This window comes from Fructilactobacillus sp. X1R3C1 (genome assembly GCF_059901545.1).
This window is the reverse complement of sequence record NZ_JBWXUT010000001.1, coordinates 90,700-114,077: the sequence shown is the minus strand read 5'-3', so window position 1 is coordinate 114,077 and position 23,378 is coordinate 90,700. Positions and strand designations below refer to the sequence as shown.

Below are 23,378 nucleotides of genomic sequence, written 5' to 3'. Positions count from 1 at the left end.
AGATTAGGGCAAAATATCCTTAACAAATGGAACTTTCTTAATCACATAAACCACTAATCCACAAACTACATAAGTAAACAATGGCATAACCAAAATATCAATCCAACTATTGAAAGCCGTATGTGTAATGTGCATAAACAGTTTTAAGAAAAATGGATGTAAAATGTAAATACCTAGACTAACTGAAGCCATATTAGCTAACAATCTCTGAACTTTAGGTTTTACAAATATCGTATGCGATTCAACAAAATCTTTAATCCAAAGATATAAACCAATAACATACAAAAATAGCAAAGGACTACCATATTCTTTAAGATTATTAAGCCACTCAGGCAATCCTTTAAAAGTAAACAACGCAATGATAATAGATATAATTAACGCAGCAAAAGCTATCCATTTGGTGATCTTTAGCCACTTTTCTTCGAAGTACCCTACCTTAATCAAATAACCCATAATAAAGAATCCAACATAACTAGTGGAAGTAATTGGTAAAATATAAGGCGATAGGTCAATATGGAATAAATTATTGTTCACGTATAAAATTAAGGAATTAATTAAGAAATCCAATACTACAATATAAAACAAAACATTCTTATGGCTTTTGGCAAGAACTGACAATATTGGAGTGACTAAATAAAGAGCAATGACACAATAAAAGAACCAAAAGGTTCCATTAATATTTCCTGAAAGAAAACTAGCAAAAAAATCACCAATACTAGGATTGTGATGGACAAAGTTAACATCTGGAAGTGGATTTTTTACAACAATATCTACAAGGTAGTAAATAATACTCCAAACAACCAAGGGTACTACTACCCTAAAAAATCTTTTCTTAAAAAATATCCTTGTATCATACTTTTCTCGATACCCAATTAAAGTTGTTCCCGAATTCATTAAAAACAGAAATACTGCAGGTGCAACGATTGCTCTAACAACCGAATCAAAAATTCCTAAAGCACTATTTGTTGAATCCCAAGATGAATGGATGAATAAAACAAACACAATAGCGATGATGTTAATTACATCAATATAAGTTAGCCTTTTTTTCATAATATCTCCTAAGTATGTAATATTGGACACAATTACAATGATATCAGACTTTTAACTAACAAAAAACACTATTTACGCATATTAAAAACGTGGAAGAATGGTTTCTCCACGTTTTTAACTCTATTTAGCTACACTTTTATATTTTAATTGTCTACTAATCACACACTTACAAAGAATCCAAACTATTAATAAAATCCAGCTAAGAAGACTGATCCATAAAGTAATAATTTGTGTAATAGTTTTTTTGTAAACGATATTAATATCGTTTATTCCCCTTCGGACAGGAATGTTAATAGCTTTGTTTTTATCAATTTTAATCGGTAATTCTATATTATTTACATAAGCATGAAATCCAGGATAATAGATATTAGGTATTGTAATACTTTGATAATTCTTTTGAGATTCTAATTTGTAATGGATTTTGTTATATGAAGTGCTCCACTGAATTTGTTGAATTTTTTCAGTGTCTTTATTCAAACTTTTAACAGAATGATCTAATAATGATGATTCAATTGGATTTGTAGTTTTGGGCAAATAATCAAAAACCTGACTATTAGTCATAACCTTAAGTCCATTATCATTTTTGGAAATATAATAACCAACAACACTCGCTGGATTCGTCTTTACGTATTCATTAGAAGCAAAAGAAATACACAAACTAAATAACGTTAAACCACCAACGAAAATGACTTTTTTATTATTATTAAATTTTCTACATAGAATTAACACACATTGGCCTGAAATTAATCCAATCAAAACTGTAACTAGTAGAAGCAACCTATATGGAACTTGTATAAACTTAAGTTCGTTTTGAACAAGTTGCCAAGGAAAAAAATTAGATACCATCAATAGAAAAATTATTGCTTCAAAACTCATATATTTATAAAATATCGATAATCTTTTCCACACAAAGATTGATAAGATTATAATTAGAATTCCAATAATTCCAATTCCAACTCCGAGTCCTGGACCTTGATCAGGCAAAAAATTAAAAATCATATTTTGAATAGGCATAGCATTAGCATACAAAGTTGCAGTTCCTATATTCATTTTCCCTGTAAATTTATAATCTTGAATAAATGGAATCAGAAATACACATGATAAAAGAATCGCAACAATGCCCGAAAGAACAGTAAATAATAATCTTTTAAGTTTGATTTTATTACTATCATGAATAAAAAATAATAAACCTAGACTAAATAAAACCATTATTGAAGCCAAAAAAGTAGACAATACATGAGTTAGCATTATTAATGCCATTCCAATAGATAGAATCCACCACTTGTGATAATCTTTTACCAATAATTCATATAACCCATAAACAACAATTGGCAAGAAAATAAAGACAATACTTTCAGCTAAATCGCCTTGATAAAACATCACATGAATTTTATATTGAAAAAATCCATATACTAGTGCAGAAACCATACCAGCAAATTTTGATTTAGCAATTTTAGCAGAACATAAGTACATAGAAATAAAAATACCAAAATTGACTATCATGAGAAAGATATAATAAGCAAAGTAACCGTTTTTGATAATCACATGAATAATAGCTTCTGGAGTAACCATGAAAATTGGATAAAATAAATTCTGCGGGTATCCAATTTTTCCAAAAGTCTTAGTCATAATATCTGGGAATATACCAAAAAAATTCCCTGATTTTAAGTTTAAATAACTTTCCTGTAAACGTGAAACATGGAAAGGCCCATCAACATTTGTTATTATGCCTGCGCCATGGAAATATGGCAATACAATTAAAACACTAAGTAGTGCAAATAATAAAATTATAAATAGGTTTGAATGTTTCTTGACGATGTTTTTACATTTTGTGATAACAGCACCTCATGGTCAATAAATATTAAATACATATATAATCATATCAGAACTTTTAAAAAATAAGAAATTTAATTTTACATACAAAAAGAGCGTGATGATTTTATCTCCACGCTCTTTTACGTATTATTCTATTTAAGTACTCTAAATCGCTTGCTATCATCCATGAAATCTTTTTCGCTAGCTGGAGTGTTGATTGAACCGAAGTTCATCTCAGCCCGTAACTGCCAATGATCCGGAATATCAAAGGTTGAAGCCACTTGAGCATTAATCAATGGATCATAGTGTTGAATGTTAACACCTAAGCCATTTTCTTCAAGACCGGTCCAAACCGCGAACTGCGCGTTTCCTTGTCCTTCTTCAGACCAGTTGTACATCTCGTATTGATAAGTCTTAAATTGACCCTGCAATTCTTTAACCTTGTCCATATCAGTAAAGAATAAGATTGATGCGTAGGCATCCCTAAAAGTTGAGATTTTTGCCTTGGTGCGAAGGAAGCCATCTGCTGGCACCTTTTCTCTAAGGGCATCTTCAACGATATCCCATAACTTATCGTGATTCTCGTTGAAAAGTACCACAGCTCGAACCGTCTGACCGTTGAAGGCACTTGGTGTGTATTTGATTAATTCCTTGATATAAGTATATAGATCGTCCTGTGAGAAAGGTACATCCTTACCCAAGTCATAGATAGTTCGTCGATTCTTCTCAAGATCTAAGAATTGTTTCTTTAATTCCATGTTCCAAAACTTCTTTCGTCAAATTTGATTCTTGGTCTTTCCCGTTGTCATTGCTTCGTGGAAATTATCATAGCTAACCTTGATCATGTCGACCGTGGCTGGCTTAGTCAGATAACCCATGTGCGGAGTAATAATAACATTTGGATAACGCTTCATCAATTCTAACACGTCTTTGTTTGGAAGATCATCTAATGAGTTGAACTCGTTACCGTCAATCTGATTCTCATCAATAATCACGTCAGCAGCGTAGCCACCAATATTACTACCAGACAATGCAATTGTAACGGCCTTAGTATCAACCAACTCACCACGCGCAGTGTTGACTAAAATAGCGTTCCGTTTCATCTTGGCTAATTCTGGAGCTCCAATCATTTCATCATTTTCACCCGGTACATAAGGAACGTGAAGTGAAACAATGTCAGACTTCTTTAACAACTCATCTTCATCAACGAAGGTTACATCGGGATTGTCATTTGGATGACGTTGATAGCCAAGCACGTTGGCACCAAGATTGTGATACAACTTAGCCTCAGCACTCCCCATGTGACCAACTCCGATAATTCCGACGGTTGCATCATGAATTTCATTACTGAAATACGTTGGCAGAACCCGAAAGTCAGCGTTATTTGTATTTACCGTTGCCTGCGCAACGTGTCTGAATAAGTCCATTCCCATCGTAAGTGCTAATTCGGCAACGGAATATGGTGAATAACTAGGAACGTTAGCAACCATGATTCCGTCCGCCTCAGCAGCATCTAGATCAATGTTGTTGTAACCAACAAAACGGGTAAACAGATACTTAATTCCCATATCCTTGACCTTATCCAAGACATCTTTATCAGCAACACAGGAACCGTCAATCAGGATGGCATCCGTGCCCATTGCCTCGTCAACCGTATCAATCTTTAATGGTCTTTCAACCAAATTTAAATCAAAGTCATATGAATTTAAATCCACAAAGTATTCTTTTTCAAATGGCCTTACGTCATAAGCAGTAATCTTTGCCATTATATCTCTCCTTAGTTTAATGGATGAAGTGGTTTTCCGGTCTCAATCACCTTTTGAAAGTTCTCAAAACTGATGCGAACCATATCCTTATTGGCTTCCTCGGTAAATGAACCCATGTGTGGCGTGACGATCACATTGGGATAGTTCTTCATGAGCTTCTTGTCTTCAGCATTAGGAACATCATCCAAACTATTGAATTCTTTACCCATAATCTGACCTTCATCTAGTAGGACATCGGTTCCATAACCACCAATTTCAAAGTTTTCAACGGCGTCAGCAACGGCGTTGTTATCAACCACGCCGCCCCGAGCTGTATTGACCAGGATGGCATCGTTCTTCATCTGATTGAGTTCGGTCTTGCCAATTAACTTCTCCGTACCAGAAGTGAGTGGAACGTGAATGGAAACAATATCCGATTTTGTAAGTAACTCATTCATGTCAACAAACTTAACGGAATGATTATCGGGATCAGCATGACGTTGATAAGCTAAGACGTCCGCTCCAACCGCATCATACATCTGGGCTTCAGCCGTTCCAATCCTGCCAGCACCGATGATTCCAACCGTTGAATCGTGAATCTCACGACTAAAGTACAGTGGTAAGATACGAAAATCAGCATCATGCGTGTTGGCGGTTGCTTGAGCAACATGTCTAAAAAGCGTCATTCCAAGGGTAAACGCCAATCCTGCTACCGAATGTGGTGAATAGTCGGGCACGTTAGCAACTTTAATGCCCTTTTCAGTCGCCCGCTTAATGTCAATATTATTAACTCCAACCGAACGAGTAAACAAGTACTCAACGCCATAATCGGCTAAGTGGTCAACGATTGTACCATCAGCGTCGCACATCCCATCAATCAAAACCCCGTTTGATCCCTGAGCCTGACTTACATTGGCCATCGTTAACTTTTCATTGACAAACTTTAAGTCGAATTCTGTTTGATTATAATCTTCAAAGTATTGCTTCTGCATTTCATTAGCATGGTATATTGTTATTTTAAACATTAAACTATCTCCTTATCTTAACAACCCAATTATGAATTAAATCGTGGTTAAAATGCAATTCTTTTCTCTTATTAAATGCTAAAATGTTCATAACCAATCAGAGGAGAATAGTATGGCAAACAAATTTAATAATTTTCACAAAACTCAAGTTAAACGAATCGTTGTAATGGCAGTGGTGATGATCATCTTGGTCATCGCTGGTATCTACGCAATTTTAACGAAATAAAAAGGCGACTTTTAAAAGTCGTCTTTTTTCACGCAGATTTTTATTGAGCCGTGTATCCACCATCGACCACTAACTCACTACCAGTCGTGAATTCAGATTCATCAGAAGCCAAGTAAACTGCTGCATATGCGATGTCTTCTGGCTTACCTAGATGTCCCATTGGAGTTTTGGTTCTTTGTGACATGGCTTTCGCAAAGTCTGGTTTAACCATTGGAGTTTGAATATATCCAGGATGAACAGAATTAATCCGAATACCATAATCTTTCAACGCACAATCAAGTGCCGCTGATTTGGACATCATACGAACTGCACCTTTAGAAGCATTGTAAGCGCCTAGGTTAGGATCACCAACTAATCCTTCAATCGACGACATGTTCACAATTGAAGCACCAACACCTTTATTCTTCATTTGTTTGATGCCTTCACGTATCCCATAAAAGACTCCGTCTAGATCGATGCTTAGAACTTTATGCCACTCTTCGGTTGTAGTATCTTCAATGGACTTACCAAGGGCAATTCCAGCGTTATTAATTAGGGTCGTTACTTGTCCGAAATCTTTTTTGGTTTCTTCAAAGATTTCTGGCCAACGGTCTGGATCAGAAACATCCTGTTTCATGAATTTTACAGTTCCAGGATACTTTTTATCAATCGATTCAACTGCTTCGCGTCCACGATCTTCATTACGTCCAGTAATCGTTACTTTAGCTCCTTCTTTAGCGAACATTTCAGCAATAGCATAGCCAATTCCTAGTGTTCCACCAGTAATGATTGCAACTTTGTTCTTTAATCTGTCTGTCATATTTATCCCTCCATTACTTAGTCATTTACCGACTTAACTGTATCATGAACCCTTATAAACGCACACAAAAAGGCTCATGACTTTCATCATGAGCCTTCCGCGCTAAAACTAATTTAGTACCAGTTATTACTTTCCCAATGCTTCTTAGCATTTTGCCATGAACCATAACGATCATGAACGTAGTTGTCAGCAGTACGTTCTTGATTCTCCTTCGAGTAATCCCCGTGAAGGTAAGTCTTAGTCAATTGATACTTGCCATACACTCGTGGATTAGTTGGATTCTCAGCATGATACTCACCACGTGATTCATGATAAGCAATCCAATTCTTAGCTGTCATCTCTGACGGACTTAATTTCGATACTGAACTTTCTGATTTTATAACTTTGACAGGTTTGTTGGCGTGTGGTGCTTTTCGAAATTTGACTAGCTTATTAACGGTGGTGTAGCGCGATGAATCAGCATTAACATTAGCGCGTGAACTATTTGCGACTGCTATGCCCGTGGTAAAAATAGCCGTAACACTAACTGCTGTAAGAATAATATGTTTCCACTCCATTTTGTTCCTCCTCTCAACAGTCAATACATTAAGGGGAAAAAATTTCAATAATATTAGTAAAATATTACACGGATGTTAAAAAACATTGCAGAAATGGGAATTTAGTATTATTAATTTTCGCAAGTCATTTTACTATCTTGTATTCATAAATGAAGTGTCATTGAGCTTCCCCAAATCGAGAATGGGCTCCCTTACGTCCTTTCCTTCAATGCTTTCTGGGGAGATTTTCAAAATGTGACTTTTCAAGATTGTCTTGGCAAATTCACATGGAGTAATTAATTTTTCGTTTGTTAAATGATACATCCCATATGGTAAATCACTTTGGATTACAAACAACATAAACTCCGCCAATCTTCGGGTATCGGTTACCTGCATTGGTTGGTTATTAGTCTTAGTCTCACCACTTTTTAGTAATTCGTCCACCAATTTACTTCCATTTTTATCATATAGATTAGCCGTTCGAATCGTATAATATTTTGTACTAATTTCCTCAATGGCCCGTTCTGCCATGCGTTTCTGCTTACCATACTCACTTATTGAATTGGGAATGTCCGTTATCTCATGCGATTTAGAATTATCATTTCCGTCAAACACCCGATTCGTACTGATATGGACTAGCGTTGCATTCACATCTCTAGCAGCTAACGCCACATACTCGGTGCCAAGAAAGTTCACGTTCTTGTTGATGGTTTTACCCGGCTCCCTTTCGGCGTTAACAACGTCAGTGTATCCAACGCAATCAAAAACAACTTCTGGTTGATGGACCTGAAAATAATCCATTACTTGTTTCTGCTTAGTTACATCAACTTCTTTTGAAGAAGGTGCCTCAAATTCAATTTGTTTCTCATTTAGTAGATTTGTTAACGTTTGACCTAACTGACCAGTTGAACCTAGTACCAATACTTTCATCATAAAATCACTCCCATAAAAAATAACGACGTGATGATCATTAGCTAATAATATTAACTAATAGATTAACACGTCGTTTCTTAATTATCTTTCTTTTATCTTTTTAATAGTAATATTAATAATATTAGGTCTTAAAATCAGTAACATAATGCTATAAATGATTATACCAAGTAAAACTTCAATAATTAAGTGGCTCCACGAGATATGAAGATATAGATTAAGACCGAATACGATAGCAAACATTAAAACTCCTGCAGTTAGATACTTCCAAAAGTCTCTGAATAAGTTTTTAAAACTAATTTCATCCTTAATTGCATATAATTGTACAGCAGTGACACTTGCTTCTGACAGAACTGTTGCAATAGTAGTTCCAATTGCTCCCCATAATAAAATTAAAGGAACGTTGGCAACAATGTTAATAACAGCTCCAATAATAACTGAATAATTGTAGGCCTTGTTTTGGTTGGTAGGAACCAGGTATTGAACTCCAATTGCATTACTCCAGGCAATCATAACCACTACAATAGATTCAATCATCATAAGTGGAATGACTTCTAAGAATCTTTTAGATAAGAATAATGGAACAAATGTTGGTGCAACAGCCGCAATTCCAAATGCAATTGGAATGGATAGCGCCGTAACAAACTCAAAGCTTTGATAAAGATAACCTTTAACCTTCTCATGTTTTCCATGCATAAAGGCATTTGCCACATGGGGAAGCATGACTGTTCCCGTTGCAGTGACAACGGCTAACGATAATTTAACAATCTTATCAGATTGATCAAAGTAACCAGCCGCAGTAACAGAAGTCATTGCTCCCAGCATCGTTTTATTAACCACTAAGTAAATTTGAGTGGCAATCTCAGGAATAAAAAGAACCATTGACGGCCAAAAATGCCTAAACCAGTGGAAATTTTGCCAATCTACTTTCCCTAAATATCCCTTTAAGCTTGGAAATAAAGTCAAATTCCCAATCAACAATGACATCGACAAAATAAATATGTATAGCCATAAGTCATTGTAGGATTTAACAAAAGAAAAAATACTAATAAGAGTTATTATCTTTACAACAAAGTTTCTTAGAACCGTAACTCTAAAATTCTCCACACCCTGGAAAAACCAAGAAATATCAAAAGCTGCCGCAAGCAATGAGAAAGATTGCGCAATATAATAACTATGATAACGATGAACGAGAGCTAAAAAAATAAAAAAGGCGATGTAAGCAATACCAATTGTTACTATTCGCATAAAGAATATTTCATAAAAAGTATTGGTTAGTTTTTGCTTATTGTTTCGCACATACGCAATCTGCCGATTACCGTAAAGTGCGACCCCAACACTTCCAAAAATAATGAAGTATTGGATATTAGCATTAGTATATGAATTAATTCCCACACCCTGTGGGCCTAAAATACGTGCCAAATAAGGTGTGGTTAACAAAGGAACTATTAATATAAATAGTTGATAGGAAGCATTATATAAATAGTTCTTAATTACTTTACCCAAATTTATTCACCAAATTCGTTTTTAACTAGTCTCAAAGCTGACATGATGGTTTGATCCATGTTGTAGTAACGATACTGACCTAAACGGCCACCAAAGACAACGTTTGGCGCATCCTTTTCAGCTAATTCTACGTAATTCTTGTACAAAGAACGATTCTTTTTATCATCGATTGGGTAGTATGGTTCATCCCCACGATGCCACGTCTTAGGATACTCATGAGTGATGACGGTCTTGTGTTTGTTACCCTTACCAAACTCAAAGTGCTTGTGTTCAATGACTCTGGTATATGGAGTTTCAGCATCAGTATAATTTACAACCGCATTTCCTTGATAATTGTCAACATCTTTCACTTCAGTATCAAACTTCAAACTCCGGTACTCCAGAGCTCCCAATTGATATTCAAAGAATTGATCAATCATTCCGGTAAAGATAATGCGCTTATCGGACTTTAGATATTCGTCCTTTTTATCAAAGAAGTCAGTGTTAGTTTTAACATCGATTAAGTCGCTAGCAAGCATTTTTTCGATAATTTGAGTGTATCCACCAATTGGAATTCCCTGGTATGGATCACTAAAGTAGTTGTTATCATAAATGAATCGCACTGGGATTCTTCTAATAATGAAAGCTGGAAGATCAGTGGCTTTTCTGCCCCACTGTTTCTCAGTGTAGCCCTTCACCAATTTTTCGTACAAGTCAGGACCCACTAGTGAGATAGCCTGTTCTTCCAGGTTAGTTGGCTTATCCGGAATATGGGCACTCCGCTTTTGTTCCTCAATCTTAGCCTTAGCTTCTGCCGGCGTTCTAACACCCCATAGTTTGTTAAAGGTGTTCATGTTAAATGGCATGTTATAGATTTCGCCGTGGTAATTGGCAATGGGACTGTTAACGTAGTTGTTAAAGTCAGCAAATTGATGGACATAATCCCAGATGTCTTTCATTTTGGTATGAAAAATATGAGCTCCATATTCGTGAACTTGGATGCCCTCTACTTCTTTGGTATAGATATTGCCACCAACGTGATCACGTTTTTCGATCACCTCAACGTGATTTCCGCGTTTAGCAGCTTCGTATGCAAAGGTTGATCCAAATAATCCAGAACCAACAACTAAATAGTCCAATAACCTTCATCCTTCCTTATAACAAATTATTCACGGCAATTGACACAAACCATAATAAAAACAAACAACAATAATCATGATAACACAGTAAATATATCTCTTTCATTTCTATTTTATATGACAAACTTATATGACAAATTAACATGTTACATTAAAACAAAAAACATATCTAAGATACATAACTATTATTTTACTTAACACTTTCAATTGATGGATTAAAGAATAAACCTGCAAAAAATCCTTTAATAAGAATCCAAACTTTTTTTAATTTATGATCTGTTTTAGTAAATAAAATCTCAAAAGACACACAAATACGATCAATAAAATACTTAATTACTTTTTTAAATCCAGCTTTTTTACACATAAAGCATCGATTTCGTGTTTCATAATAGTATCTCCCAATTCTTTTATAATCATCCGTAATTATATTAGCGCCATTATTAGTTTTGGTATGATGAACAACTTGACTGTCCATTACAAAATAAGAGGGATACTTTTGAGAAACTCTCTGTGAAAATTCTGCATCATCTCCCCAAATGAAGAATTCTTTAATTGGAAGACCACAATTCTCAAGCGCCCTATTACTTACAAGCATAGAAACAAATGATGCTGCTTTTAGTTCAACAATGTCATCTTCAACTTTGCCATTCCAAACTCCATTTACAGTTGGAACATTCATTAACGCTGGCGATCCATCAGTCCAGACCACATCACTTGCCAAAAATCCAATATCATCGCTCAATAAATCAGTAGTGTTCATTAACTTCCCTAAAGACGAAGACTCAGGATAAGTATCATCATCCATTATCCAATAATAATCGTATGGACCAGATTTATGAGCATACTTTAAACCAGCATTAAACCCACCAGCACCACCAACGTTTTTCTCTAAATTTTTTACATGAAGATTTGATTTGGTTTGTTCTAACTGCTTTAAATAATTACTAGTACCATCATTACTATCATTATTAATAACATAAACATCAGTTACCGGATAATCCTGTTCATAAATCTTTTCCAATGAACCCCTTAGCAAGTCGAGTCTGTTATAAGTAACAAGAACTAAAGCTACTTTCTTATCCATATAATTCTCCTATTTAATAATTTCATTTACATCATTTACAAATCTATTAGAATATTCATTATCATACAAAAAACTAATAGAATTCTTTATTTCTTGCCCATTAAAGTGAACATCATCATCAATAAATTTTTTCAAATATTTTTGAAGCTTTTCATAATCTCCAATATCGTATAAATATCCATTCTTACCTTGTTTAATCATATCATTAGGTCCCGTAGGACAATCTGTTGATATACATGGGATTCCAAAACTTAATGCTTCAGCAAGAACCATAGGAAATCCTTCGTAGTTAGAATTTAGTAATAATACATTGGCTCGATTGATTTTACTCCATGGATCACTTGACCAACCCTTAAAAATAACTTTATTTTTTAAAGATTTACTACTATCAACAAACTTCTCTAGCTTTTCCATATCATTACCACTGCCATATACATCTAGTTCCCAATTGCCAGACGTTTTACTTAAAAGATTGATAAGAGGAAATAAATTCTTTTGATTTTTAGCTTCTAATCTCCCAATATATATGAACTTACATACTTTAGAGTCAGGGACAATGGTCTTTTTTTCTTTTTTAACTGGATTGTAAATTATCTGTATACTTGTTGGATTAACTCCAGCATGGATCATTTCATCTCTTATTCCAGATGAAATAACAAGATGATCATCTGCCATTTTAATCATCCATACCCGTTCTTTTAAACCGTTTTGAATTAAAGCAGTATGAATCCACGAAATAACTTTATACTTTTTTCTAAAAATAATTTTAACGTATTTTGCAAATAAAATTTGAACCGGATTAGTAATTATAAGTGCATCGCCATCATATGTAATAAGAAAATGCAAATATCTCATCAGACACAAAAACTTTGAGGACATATTTGTATAATTAGTCTTCAATCCTTTCAATTTATTTTCAAGATCATGAAATTCGAATCGATTATAGCCAAATAATGAAAGATCTAAGCTCTTAGTGATTAAATTATCATGCATAACATGGTCAATAACCGTTTCTACTCCACCTCTCCCAGATAAAGCGACGACGATTGTTACTTTATTTTTCAAATCAACACACCTCTAGTTAGAAAAGCCTTGTAAAGCTTTAATAAATCTATTTTCATAGTTTTGGGGGTAAGCAAAATCAACTGATTTCTTAATAGTTTCAGGATTAAAAGTTACATTATTGTCAATGATACTATTCAAATCTTGAATCATTGTTCCGTAATCACCTACAGGATATAGAAAACCATTTTTACCATTTATAATCATATCATTTGGTCCTGTTTTACAGTCAGACGAAACACAAGGTATGCCGAAACTCAACGCTTCAGCAATAACCATCGGAAATCCTTCAAAATTAGAATTAAGTAATAGTGCATTGGCATACTTAATTTTTGTCCAGGGATCATTAGTCCAACCTTTAAATGAAATTCTACGTCTTAAATTTGCGTCATTGTTAACATAATCTTCTAATTGGTCTTTTTGTGGACCATCACCGTATATATCAAAAGTCCAATTTCCAGATAATTTATTCATATGTTTAACTAACGGAAGAAGGTTTTTTTGGCTTTCGGTTTCTAAACGACCAACGTATATAAATTTACAAACATTTGGATTAGGAAAAATAGTCCTATTTTTTTCAGACACAGGATTATATATAATCTGAATATTTTTAGGATCTACACCATTTTTAATCAATTCATTTTTAATTCCAGATGAAATCACTAAATGATAATCTGCCATAGCAACTCGCTTGACATTACTTTGAACAGATTTATTTCCTAACGAAAAATGCATCCAAGAAATTATTTTAAAATGCTTATTTAATATTTTTCTAATATAATAAGCAATCATTATCATGGTCTGATTGGTAATTATTAAAGCATCACCACTGAAGTTAATTAAAAAAGATATATATCTAATCGTACATAAGAATTTATTATTTAACTTAGTTTTGCTGATCTTATTAAATCCAGCAGAATCAATAAACTTTTTATATCGAACATTATCAAAAAGAAAAAGGTTTAAATTAAAAGAATCATTTATTTTTTTATCATTGCCGATAAATGACAAAACAGTTTCGGTACCACCATGCCCACTTAAAAAAGAGGCTGCAATAGTAATGTTCTTTTTCATTTTAAATCTCACTTTCTTAATTTTTTACTTCATTAACGGCTTTCCCATTAATTTTGGTTCTTTTTTTGTCTCCGTTTAAAAACCAAGTATACTCCACATCGAAATGTCCGATATCAAGAACCTGTTTGTTTAAGGTTTTAGTCAGGTCATACGAAAGAATGGTCGCCGTTGGTCCCAGTGCAACTAGGACTAAGTCTGGATTTTCTTTTATGATGAGGTCTTTCGACTGCGTCAAGATGTCATCATACTGTTCAAAAGCATTATGACTTGGACATTCCACCCTCAGAACCTTACTGGCACTTTCTAACAAATCGTTTCCCTGGCCAAAGTGAGTTTGGTTTCCCTCAATTACTAACACCTTTTTATTTGCGACATATTTCTTAAATTCATTAAAAACGTGCTTAGCAATGTTCTTATCTTTTAAGTCCATGTACGGACGCGTCACACTGGTATTATAGTAAGTCTTATTTCGATCTAAATCTTTGAGCCATTCTGAGCCATACTTCCCCATTTCACGTTCCCAGTACATGTCAGCGTTCATGATACTTGGATCTCTAAATGCTTGAGGAAGACCAATTCCATGACCATTAAGATTCGAGTGCAGCACTTCCAAAAGTCGTTTGCTTAATTCTTTTGAATCGCGTTCAAACGATTTCTGACCCGTCATGTTAATCCATTTAAACTCGCCATCACCAAATCGGCTAAGGGAAATATGATACCTAGTAATCGCATCGATGGTTTGTTCAATGGACTTAACTTTCAAAGCTTGAAATTGTTTCTTATATTTAATTTGATAGATTGGGATGTAAAGAGCGTCGTTAAACGCCTTATACATAAAAGATTTTAAGTTCAAATCTATTTCTCACTTTCGTTTTGAATACAACTTAATGTAAGTCTTGGGCATCATGAAAGCCAAAATAATTGCAACAACATACTTCTTGCTCAATTCCTTTAAAGCGGACGAACTAATTAAAGGTCGCAAGATCAAACGCTGCGATTGAGCGTCCCAATTCGGATTATTCAAGATGTTGCGGTGAACGTAAAACAAGTCAATCCGCGCCTTGAAGCTTCTGAAGTATTTCGCTAATTCTGGGTGGTTTGCGATTAATTTATCGACCTTATCAATGTACTCATTACACTTATCAAGTAATTGAGGATCATATGTATTCGTAGTAGATCCCTCGTGCTTGTTCAATAAATACATTGGTTGATTAATGTAGCCAATCTGTTCCCGATTAATCGACAACAGGTACTGAAGTACAAACAAACTGTCTTCAAAAAAGTTCTTGTTGCTCATCTTAATCTGATTTTTATCAATAATGGCTTTAACAAAAATCTTATTCCAAAGGCCGACGTCCATTTCTTGGTTCTTAGTCAGGTAATCCCCAAGCAGCTGAGCATCACTAGTAGCATCCTCCATTACCGAATGATCCTCAACCTCGACCCGACCATTCGGAAATTTCTTCTCGATTCCCGCAATTACTAGTTGCCTATCTTGAATCTTCTCACCCATCGCTTGAATGTATCCGGGTAAATATTCATCATCATCATCAGAAAACATGATGTATTTCCCGGCAGCATGACTAAGCCCCTTGTTTCTGGCCTCAGCTTGATACTGATGGTCAGTATAAAAAAGATGGATGCTCTTGTGATGGAGCATCCGTGACTTGATAATATTTACAGTGTCGTCGGAGGATCCATCATCAATAACTAAAAGCTCAAAGCTAAAATCGGTTTTCTGATTGAAAATCGAATCAATGGCGTTTCCAATTGATTTTTCCGAATTAAAACTGGGCATGATGATACTAATGTCATAGTCAGTCATTAATGGACTCCTCTTTCTAGTAATGCGTTTCGTCTTTTCCGACGTTACTGGAGAACTTTCGTTTTACAAAGCCCCACGCCTTTTTAACTAAATGACGATCGCCGATTTGAATCCAGTTGCATTCGATATATTTAACGTGATTTTTATTAATCCAAACGTCCATCAAAACTTCGGATAAATAACCGAAGACCCGCGCTTCTTGAACCGAATAATTGGAAATGTCAATTCGTTTTTCGACGTTAAACAGAATGTTAAAGAGCCATTTACAATAGTCGTCAAAGTAATTTGTTTTCATGATGAACATGTTAAACATGTGGGCTGAACGACTGTGCATGACCTGGTCAAAACTGGCTAAGTAATCGGGATCGATTTCTGAAATGACCTGACGAGTCTCCTCTAACGGCTCTTTGTAGTGAGAGTGCACATAATGCGAATAAATGGTTTCAACGACATAGTACCGTTTTCGTGGCAACACGACTGGAGCCTTTTCTAGCATCCTTTCGGCCTGCTCCTTAGTTAGCACCTTATCAAGCGAACGATCAAGGTGTTTGCTGAAAAGACGACGATAGTGGACTAGTCCAATCGCGTCAACGTCATGTAAGTTCTTCCATGCCCAGTAAACGGCAGTTAATTCATTGTAATTGGGATTTTTGGCCGAGATGTTGTCACCTTGATTATCCAGTTGAAAACCCTTTTGGCCCTTGTAATTTTTGTCAGCACCAACCAAAACTGGTCGGTACAAATCTTGATCTTTTGGCATCGGTGCATCTTTATGGGACGCCACCAAAATTGCAATTTTCATCCTTCAACCTCTTTAATAAGCAGCGTTTGGAACCACCATAATCTGAACCGTCTTGCATATGATCTTCAGGTCAAACCAGAAACCACTGTTCATAATGTAGACGATGTCCAAATAAACCATGTCATCAAAACCGACGTTATTTCTCCCCGTCACCTGCCACAAACCAGTACAGCCAGGTTTGACTAACAGTCTCTGGCGGTCATAGTCCGTGTATTCGGCGACTTCTTTTGGAAGCGGTGGACGTGGCCCAACCAGTGACATTTCACCAATCAAGACGTTCACTAACTGAGGCAGTTCGTCTAAACTATACTTTCGAATGAAACGTCCGACTTTGGTAACTCGGGGGTCATCCTTCATCTTAAACATGGCCCCGTCAACTTCATTAAATTTTTTAAGTTCAGCTAATTTTTTGTCAGCGTTAGGGATCATCGACCGAAACTTATACATGTTGAAGACGTCCCCATTACAACCAACTCGTTTTTGCGTGTAAAAAACCTTACCATGAGACCCATCACACTTGATTAAAATGCTAAGCACTAAGAATAAGGGACTTAGTAAGATAAGCCCAATTAGACTGGCAGTGATGTCAAATATTCTTTTACACGTAAAGTAGACTGGGCGATTCTGGACTTTTTTGGGATCAAGCCAGATCGTCTTTCTCTTTAGGTTCTCTTCCATTCATCATGACTCCCTCATACTTAGTTCTAATTACCCTTTACGCTAAAATGTTCTCCTCATAAACTTAGGAGAACATCTCGTTGCTATTTAAATCTAGTGATAAGCTGCGGTTCCAGTCTTAGCGGCAGGCAACCCTAAATTCTTCCGAATGAAGTTGGTGGTCTGTTGCAGTTGACTTTCCGTTGGCACCTGCATTGCTGAGTTCTCAATCATCTGGTTTTCACCCTGAAGATGATTATCAACAAAGTCACCGTGTTCACGGTAACTAGTAGCAAGTTTCGTCAAATCACTTGAGTCCAAATCAGTCTGACTGGACTTGGCAATTGAACTAATGAAGTCATTATTCATGAGATGTGATACCGAACCACCCTTAGCTGCAATTGCTTGGAGAACCTGACGTTGCCGCATTGTTCTTCCATAGTCACCAGCTGGGTCAGAATATCTCATTCTTGAATAAGAAAGTGCTTCTTTTCCGTCCATCTTAGTTGGTTGACCCTTCTTGAAGTTATAGCCTTCATAACTAAAGGACAACGTTGGTGTGATAGTCACTCCACCTACTTGGTCAACGATTTCCTTTAAGCCACCCATATTAATTAAGACATAGAAATCAATTGGAACGTTTAACAGTTTTTCAACGGTCTTAATGGCGGTCCCAGCACTTCCATAAGTATATGCAGCATTAATCTTAGATGGTGAATACTGTGGGTATCCGGGAATATTAACGGCAGTATCACGTGGGATACTTGTAAGCGTCATTTTCTTGGTCTCTGGATTAAGGGTGGCAACCATTAAAGTATCGGTTCGACCTTTATAATCACGATCAAGAGCACCCGTATCAGTCCCAAGTAATAGGATTGAAATTGGTTTTTTATGATTTAACAGCGCGTCAGTATCTCGTTGTTTCTTGATTCCTGCACTCTTATAAGCTTTGTTAATTTCATTTGATGCAGATTTATACTTGTAAGCACCATATCCTAAAAACGCTAAAACAATCGCTACGATCACGATCACAACTAGAATAATGATGTTACGAGTCTTATGAGATTTCTTCTCCATGTGACGGCTTCTCATACTATTTCTCCTTAGAATAAAATCGATTTTGAATTAATCATAGTGTAATAATATCATAAGCTGCTAACGATGAAAACTTTATAAGGCAATAAGTTACCTTTTGTTACCATTATTTAAACTACATTATGTTAAAATTTGGGCGAAAAAGGACTGAGGTGAACTAAGTTGGCGACATACTTTAATAAAATGACACGCAACGGCTACAAACAGATTCAAGATGAAATCAAAAAGCTGCAAAAAAATCGTCCGGGAAAAATCCAAGCCTTACACGATGCCGCTGCTCTGGGTGACCGTTCTGAAAACGCGGAATACAGTACCTCTAAAAGAGAGCTCCATCGATTAGAAAGTCGCTTGCGTTATTTTAGAAAACAGGAACAATATGCCGAGATTGTTAGAAAACCTGATAATGACCGAATCGGCATTGGTAGCGAGGTCAAAGTGCAATTTTTAGAAGACGGTGATTTAGATTCCTTCCTTATTGTGGGGAAACAAGAAGCTGAATTCTCTAAATTAGATGAAAACAAAATTTTTTACGATTCTCCGCTTGGAAAATCATTACTAGGTCATCATCTTAATGAAACAATTTCAGTAAAAGCCCCTGAAGTAAACTATAAATTAAAAATCTTGCAAATCGGCACCAGTCAAGGGAAATAGTTTGACCAACGTTGACCAAACCCGGTAGATATGAGCTAATTACTATGCATTCGATTCAAAACTGGTATAATTAGAATTGGAACTTGAGATATGTTCCTATTGTTTATCTTATGTAGTTATAAACTCACCAAGTGGTGAAAATAGGAAAGAGGGAAATTGCACATGGCAGACAATTTTGGAAATGATCCATTCGGAAACGGAATGGACGATTTATTTAATAGTCTAATGAATGGAGGAATGGGTCAAAACCCTAATGCTCGTTACGTTGTTAACGGTCACGAACTTACTCCTGAAGAAGTTGAAGCAATGAGAAAATCAGGTCAAATCCCTGGTCGTCGTGGTAGAAACGGCGGAGGCAACAACGCCAAGCAACAAAAGAAAGCTGAAAGTTACTTGGACAAAGTTGGTCGAAACCTAACTGATGAAGCTAAACAAGGTTTACTTGACCCAGTTATCGGACGTGACAAAGAAATCCAAGAAACCGCTGAAATTTTGAGTCGTCGTATCAAAAATAACCCAATTTTAGTTGGTGACGCTGGTGTTGGTAAGACTGCCATCGTTGAAGGTTTAGCTCAAAAGATCGTTAAGGGTGATGTCCCTGGCGCAATCAAAGACAAGCAAATCATTTCAATCGATTTATCTTCTCTTGAAGCCGGTACTCAATACCGTGGCTCATACGAAGAAAATATTCAAAAATTAATCAAAGAAGTTGAAGAACGTAAAAACGTTATCCTATTCTTTGATGAAATTCATCAAATCGTTGGCGCCGGTGCTTCTGGTGACGAATCTGGAAGTAAAGGTTTAGCTGACATGATTAAACCAGCTTTGAGTCGTGGTGAAATCTCAGTTATTGGTGCCACTACTCAAGACGAATACAGAAACACCATTATGAAAGACTCTGCACTTGCACGTCGTTTCAATGACGTTACTGTTGACGCTCCAAGTAAAGCTACTACCCTTGAAATCTTGAAGGGCATCAAGAAGGCTTACGAAGACCATCACCAAGTTACCTTACCTGACGATGTTTTAAAAGCTGCCGTTGACTACTCAGTTCAATACATCCCTCAACGTTCATTACCTGATAAAGCCATTGACTTGATCGATATGACCGCTGCTCACTTAGCCGCAAAGCATCCTGTTACTGACAAGGTTACCCTTGAAAGTGAATTAAAGGACGCTAAGAAGGAAAAAGAAGACGCAGCTAAAGCTGAAAAGTACGAAGATGCAGCTAAAGCAAAGACTAAGATCGAAGATATCGAAAAGAAACTTAAGAGTGACGACACTAACACTGACCGTCCTGTTGCAAAGGTATCAGACATTGCTGACTCAGTTGAAAGATTAACTGGTATTCCAGTTTCACAAATGAGTGCTAACGACCTTGAAAGATTGAAAGGCATGGACACTCGTCTTAAAGGCCGTGTCATTGGCCAAGACCAAGCTGTTGACCTAGTTGTTAACGCTATCCGTAGAAACCGTGCCGGTTTTGACGAAGGTAACCGTCCAATTGGTTCATTCTTATTCGTTGGACCTACTGGTGTTGGTAAAACTGAATTAGTTAAGCAATTGGCTAAAGACATGTTCAACGATGAAAACTCAATCATCAGACTTGATATGTCAGAATACCAAGATGTAACTGCTGTATCCAAGATGATTGGTACTTCAGCTGGTTACGTTGGTTACGGTGACAATGGTAATACCCTTACTGAACAAGTAAGAAGAAACCCATACTCAATCGTATTGCTTGATGAAATTGAAAAGGCTAACCCACAAGTAATTACCCTATTACTTCAAGTTATGGACGATGGTCGTTTAACTGATGGTCAAGGTAACGTAGTTGACTTTAAGAACACCGTTATCATTGCTACTTCAAACGCCGGATTCGGAAACGATTCAATGAGCAAGAACAACAAGAAGGACATGTCAATTATGGACCGTTTGGCTCCATACTTCAGACCTGAATTCTTGAACCGATTCAATGCCATTGTTGAGTTCTCACACTTGACTAAGGAAGACTTGAGCAAGATTGTTGACCTGATGATCGGTAACTTAAACGACACCTTAGCTCAAAAAGACATGGAACTTTACGTAACTCCAGATGCTAAGAAATGGTTGATGGACCAAGGTTACGATGAAGCCATGGGTGCTCGTCCATTACGTCGAGTAATCGAACAACAATTAAGAGATAAGATTGCGATGTACTACTTGGATCACCAAGATGTTAAACATCTTAAGGCTGATCTTAGAAAAGACACCATCGAAATCACTAAGAATACTGACAAGACTAAACTTGCTAGTGGTGACTAATTAAGTTAGTTATATTTTTAAAAACATCTACCAATTCTGGTAGATGTTTTTTTGTGCCCAAAATCTTTTTCTTAAGATTTGCTGAAACCCGTATACAGTGCGGTCTTTGCGTGCTAGACTGGCTATTATACAAACTAATAATTAGGGATCCAATAATATGAATAATAAAACAACAAAACGTCGGTTTATTACCGGCTTCACCGGCTTACGGGCACTTGCCGTTATCTGTGTCATCTTATATCACCTGTCACCTAGCGTATTTACCGGAGGATACCTAGGGGTTCCGGTGTTTTTGACGTTGTCAGGATATTTGGTTACCGATCATCTGATTACCGAGTACCATGAAACGAACCATTTCCGCTACGGCTACTTTTGGTCAAAACGATTAAAGCGGCTGTATCCCACCCTCATTACGATGTTATTTGCGACCGCTGCATACATAACATTGTTTCAACGTAATCTACTCGCGAATCTATGGCAGAGCGTCGTATCTAACTTAGCTTACGTATATAACTGGTGGGAAATCATGAATGGTCAATCATACTTCCAGAACTTTGCTGGAAGTGCCTCCCCATTTACTCACCTTTGGACCCTTGCAATTGAAGGACAATTCTACCTAATTTGGCCCCTCATTGCCTACTTCTTACTTAAAAAATTCCACGGAAACAAACACCCCATCTTCTACACTGCCATTTTATTATCAGTTCTTTCAGTCCTTTTAATGGCCGTTCTGTATCATCCCGGTAGTGATCCTAGTCGAGTTTACTACGGGACTGACACCCGAATGTTCTCAATTCTTTTTGGCGCCGCCCTCGCCGTCTTCTGGCCGAGTACCCAGAAACGCGATAATGACAACCAAAAGTCATTTCTACTGGACGTCTTTGGTCTAATCGGAATGGTAGGAATGGGTTGGATCATCGTTACCACTGGCTCACAATCACCGTTTTTGTATCGTGGTGGCATGGCACTGTTCTCGATCTTTACCATAATGGCCATGATGGCGGTTGTTCATCCTAATAGTCACTGGAACCGCATCCTAACCAACAAGTTATTTGATTGGATTGGTTCTAGAAGTTATGAAATCTATGTTTATCAGTTCCCTGTTTTTGTTTTCTTTGCCGACAAATTTAAAGATGTAGCTGATCATCAATGGTTGTACGCTCTTATCGAAATTGCGATTATCATCATTATCTCAGAATTATCGTACCGCTTCATTGAGGTTCCGCTCGCTAAATACGATTACCATCGGGTCCCTGAGTTTTTCAAGACTCTCTTCAACGTTTACAAGATGAGTCTTAACCAGATTAAAGATTGGCTGACCTCGTGCTTTAAACATCACATGGTCCTAAAGATCCTAGCAATTATTGTATTAACCATTGGCACGGTTGGTATCTTCCAATCAACCACGGTTAATCCGAAGGCCGCCAATCACACGCAACTGGCCAACCGAATTCAAAAGAATTCTAAGGCGCAAGATAAGCACAACGAAAAACTAGCCAAAGAAATCAAATCCGGTAAAAAATCAAAGAACACGAAAGTCAATAAGAAGCTGGAAAAAGACGGCCTAACCAAGCAACAACTCCAAGAAGCTCAGAACCTCTCTGGAAGTGCCATTGGTGACTCAGTCATGCTATCTGGACGCGATAATCTGCAAAAGATCTTTCCAAAACTGTACATTGATGCTGCCACCTCGCGTCACCCTCAAGATGGAGTTGCCATCATGAAGAGTATGCAACAACAAGGTTTGTTGGGTAAAAACGTCATTATCGGCCTTGGAACTAACGGTGCCATTAGTGATGAGACAATGAAACAGTATATGGAAATTGCGGGAAAGAACCGGCACGTCTTCTGGATTAACACCTACGTTCCGACCCAGCCATGGCAGAACCAGGTTAATTCGTTTCTAAAGAAGGCTCAAAAGAAGTATAAGAACCTGTATGTGATCGACTGGTATGATTATGCTAAGTCACATCCACAGTACCTCTATCAAGACCAGACGCACCCTAACGTGCAAGGAACGCCAAAGTATGCTTCCTTCATCGCTCAAAACGTTTTGAAGCACGCCGAAAAATAA

21 protein-coding genes are annotated in these 23,378 nt (G+C 36.6%); 3 read left to right on the top strand and 18 right to left on the bottom strand.

Going from position 1 to position 23,378, the window contains the following annotated elements:
* Window positions 1–3: 3 nt before the first annotated feature.
* The 18 genes from AC6UD8_RS00515 to AC6UD8_RS00430 form a co-directional block, all read right to left on the bottom strand.
* A complete protein-coding gene (locus AC6UD8_RS00515; RefSeq protein WP_500698980.1) occupies window positions 4–1,050 on the bottom strand; it encodes an acyltransferase in 1,047 nt (348 codons plus the stop codon).
* Window positions 1,051–1,170: 120 nt separating this feature from the next.
* Window positions 1,171–2,802 carry a 6-pyruvoyl-tetrahydropterin synthase-related protein gene (locus AC6UD8_RS00510; protein ID WP_500698977.1) on the bottom strand — a complete coding sequence of 544 codons (1,632 nt, stop codon included), beginning with the start codon at window positions 2,800–2,802 and terminating at the stop codon, window positions 1,171–1,173.
* A gap of 215 nt (window positions 2,803–3,017) precedes the next feature.
* A complete protein-coding gene (locus AC6UD8_RS00505; RefSeq protein ID WP_500693346.1) occupies window positions 3,018–3,623 on the bottom strand; it encodes a nitroreductase family protein in 606 nt (201 codons plus the stop codon).
* Window positions 3,624–3,641: 18 nt separating this feature from the next.
* Complete coding sequence (locus AC6UD8_RS00500) at window positions 3,642–4,631, bottom strand: NAD(P)-dependent oxidoreductase (RefSeq protein WP_500696398.1); 990 nt, start codon at window positions 4,629–4,631, stop codon at window positions 3,642–3,644.
* Between the two features lie 11 nt (window positions 4,632–4,642).
* Window positions 4,643–5,635: an NAD(P)-dependent oxidoreductase gene (locus AC6UD8_RS00495; protein ID WP_500698975.1), complete on the bottom strand. Its 993-nt coding sequence runs from the start codon at window positions 5,633–5,635 to the stop codon at window positions 4,643–4,645.
* Between the two features lie 266 nt (window positions 5,636–5,901).
* Window positions 5,902–6,660, bottom strand: coding sequence for an NADP-dependent (R)-specific alcohol dehydrogenase (locus AC6UD8_RS00490; protein WP_500698972.1), 759 nt, complete (start codon window positions 6,658–6,660; stop codon window positions 5,902–5,904).
* A 113-nt stretch (window positions 6,661–6,773) separates the two neighbouring features.
* Window positions 6,774–7,217 carry an aggregation-promoting factor C-terminal-like domain-containing protein gene (locus tag AC6UD8_RS00485; RefSeq protein ID WP_500698968.1) on the bottom strand — a complete coding sequence of 148 codons (444 nt, stop codon included), beginning with the start codon at window positions 7,215–7,217 and terminating at the stop codon, window positions 6,774–6,776.
* Window positions 7,218–7,349: 132 nt separating this feature from the next.
* Window positions 7,350–8,129 carry an SDR family oxidoreductase gene (locus AC6UD8_RS00480; protein ID WP_500698965.1) on the bottom strand — a complete coding sequence of 260 codons (780 nt, stop codon included), beginning with the start codon at window positions 8,127–8,129 and terminating at the stop codon, window positions 7,350–7,352.
* Window positions 8,130–8,210: 81 nt separating this feature from the next.
* Window positions 8,211–9,632, bottom strand: coding sequence for an oligosaccharide flippase family protein (locus AC6UD8_RS00475; RefSeq protein WP_500693339.1), 1,422 nt, complete (start codon window positions 9,630–9,632; stop codon window positions 8,211–8,213).
* 2 nt (window positions 9,633–9,634) lie between these two features.
* Window positions 9,635–10,750: a UDP-galactopyranose mutase gene (gene glf, locus AC6UD8_RS00470; protein WP_500698962.1), complete on the bottom strand. Its 1,116-nt coding sequence runs from the start codon at window positions 10,748–10,750 to the stop codon at window positions 9,635–9,637.
* 190 nt (window positions 10,751–10,940) lie between these two features.
* Window positions 10,941–11,834 (bottom strand): glycosyltransferase family 2 protein, encoded by an 894-nt coding sequence (locus AC6UD8_RS00465; RefSeq protein WP_500698959.1) that lies wholly within the window; start codon window positions 11,832–11,834, stop codon window positions 10,941–10,943.
* 9 nt (window positions 11,835–11,843) lie between these two features.
* Window positions 11,844–12,899: a glycosyltransferase gene (locus AC6UD8_RS00460; protein ID WP_500693336.1), complete on the bottom strand. Its 1,056-nt coding sequence runs from the start codon at window positions 12,897–12,899 to the stop codon at window positions 11,844–11,846.
* 12 nt (window positions 12,900–12,911) lie between these two features.
* A complete protein-coding gene (locus tag AC6UD8_RS00455) occupies window positions 12,912–13,970 on the bottom strand; it encodes a glycosyltransferase (protein WP_500696389.1) in 1,059 nt (352 codons plus the stop codon).
* A gap of 16 nt (window positions 13,971–13,986) precedes the next feature.
* Complete coding sequence (locus AC6UD8_RS00450) at window positions 13,987–14,823, bottom strand: GT-D fold domain-containing glycosyltransferase (RefSeq protein WP_500698956.1); 837 nt, start codon at window positions 14,821–14,823, stop codon at window positions 13,987–13,989.
* 9 nt (window positions 14,824–14,832) lie between these two features.
* Window positions 14,833–15,795: a glycosyltransferase family 2 protein gene (locus tag AC6UD8_RS00445; RefSeq protein WP_500698954.1), complete on the bottom strand. Its 963-nt coding sequence runs from the start codon at window positions 15,793–15,795 to the stop codon at window positions 14,833–14,835.
* A gap of 16 nt (window positions 15,796–15,811) precedes the next feature.
* Complete coding sequence (locus AC6UD8_RS00440; protein ID WP_500698952.1) at window positions 15,812–16,597, bottom strand: DUF4422 domain-containing protein; 786 nt, start codon at window positions 16,595–16,597, stop codon at window positions 15,812–15,814.
* Window positions 16,598–16,609: 12 nt separating this feature from the next.
* Window positions 16,610–17,275 (bottom strand): sugar transferase, encoded by a 666-nt coding sequence (locus tag AC6UD8_RS00435; protein ID WP_500693331.1) that lies wholly within the window; start codon window positions 17,273–17,275, stop codon window positions 16,610–16,612.
* A 93-nt stretch (window positions 17,276–17,368) separates the two neighbouring features.
* Entirely contained in the window at window positions 17,369–18,346 is a 978-nt protein-coding gene (locus AC6UD8_RS00430) for an LCP family protein (protein ID WP_500693330.1), read from the bottom strand.
* Window positions 18,347–18,511: 165 nt separating this feature from the next.
* On the opposite strand from AC6UD8_RS00430, the gene greA reads away from it, so the two are divergent.
* The 3 genes from greA (at window position 18,512) to AC6UD8_RS00415 (ending at window position 23,378) form a co-directional block, all read left to right on the top strand.
* Window positions 18,512–19,000 carry a transcription elongation factor GreA gene (gene greA / locus AC6UD8_RS00425; protein WP_500698950.1) on the top strand — a complete coding sequence of 163 codons (489 nt, stop codon included), beginning with the start codon at window positions 18,512–18,514 and terminating at the stop codon, window positions 18,998–19,000.
* A gap of 162 nt (window positions 19,001–19,162) precedes the next feature.
* Window positions 19,163–21,304: an ATP-dependent Clp protease ATP-binding subunit gene (locus AC6UD8_RS00420; RefSeq protein WP_500693328.1), complete on the top strand. Its 2,142-nt coding sequence runs from the start codon at window positions 19,163–19,165 to the stop codon at window positions 21,302–21,304.
* A 157-nt stretch (window positions 21,305–21,461) separates the two neighbouring features.
* Window positions 21,462–23,378 carry an acyltransferase family protein gene (locus AC6UD8_RS00415; RefSeq protein ID WP_500698948.1) on the top strand — a complete coding sequence of 639 codons (1,917 nt, stop codon included), beginning with the start codon at window positions 21,462–21,464 and terminating at the stop codon, window positions 23,376–23,378.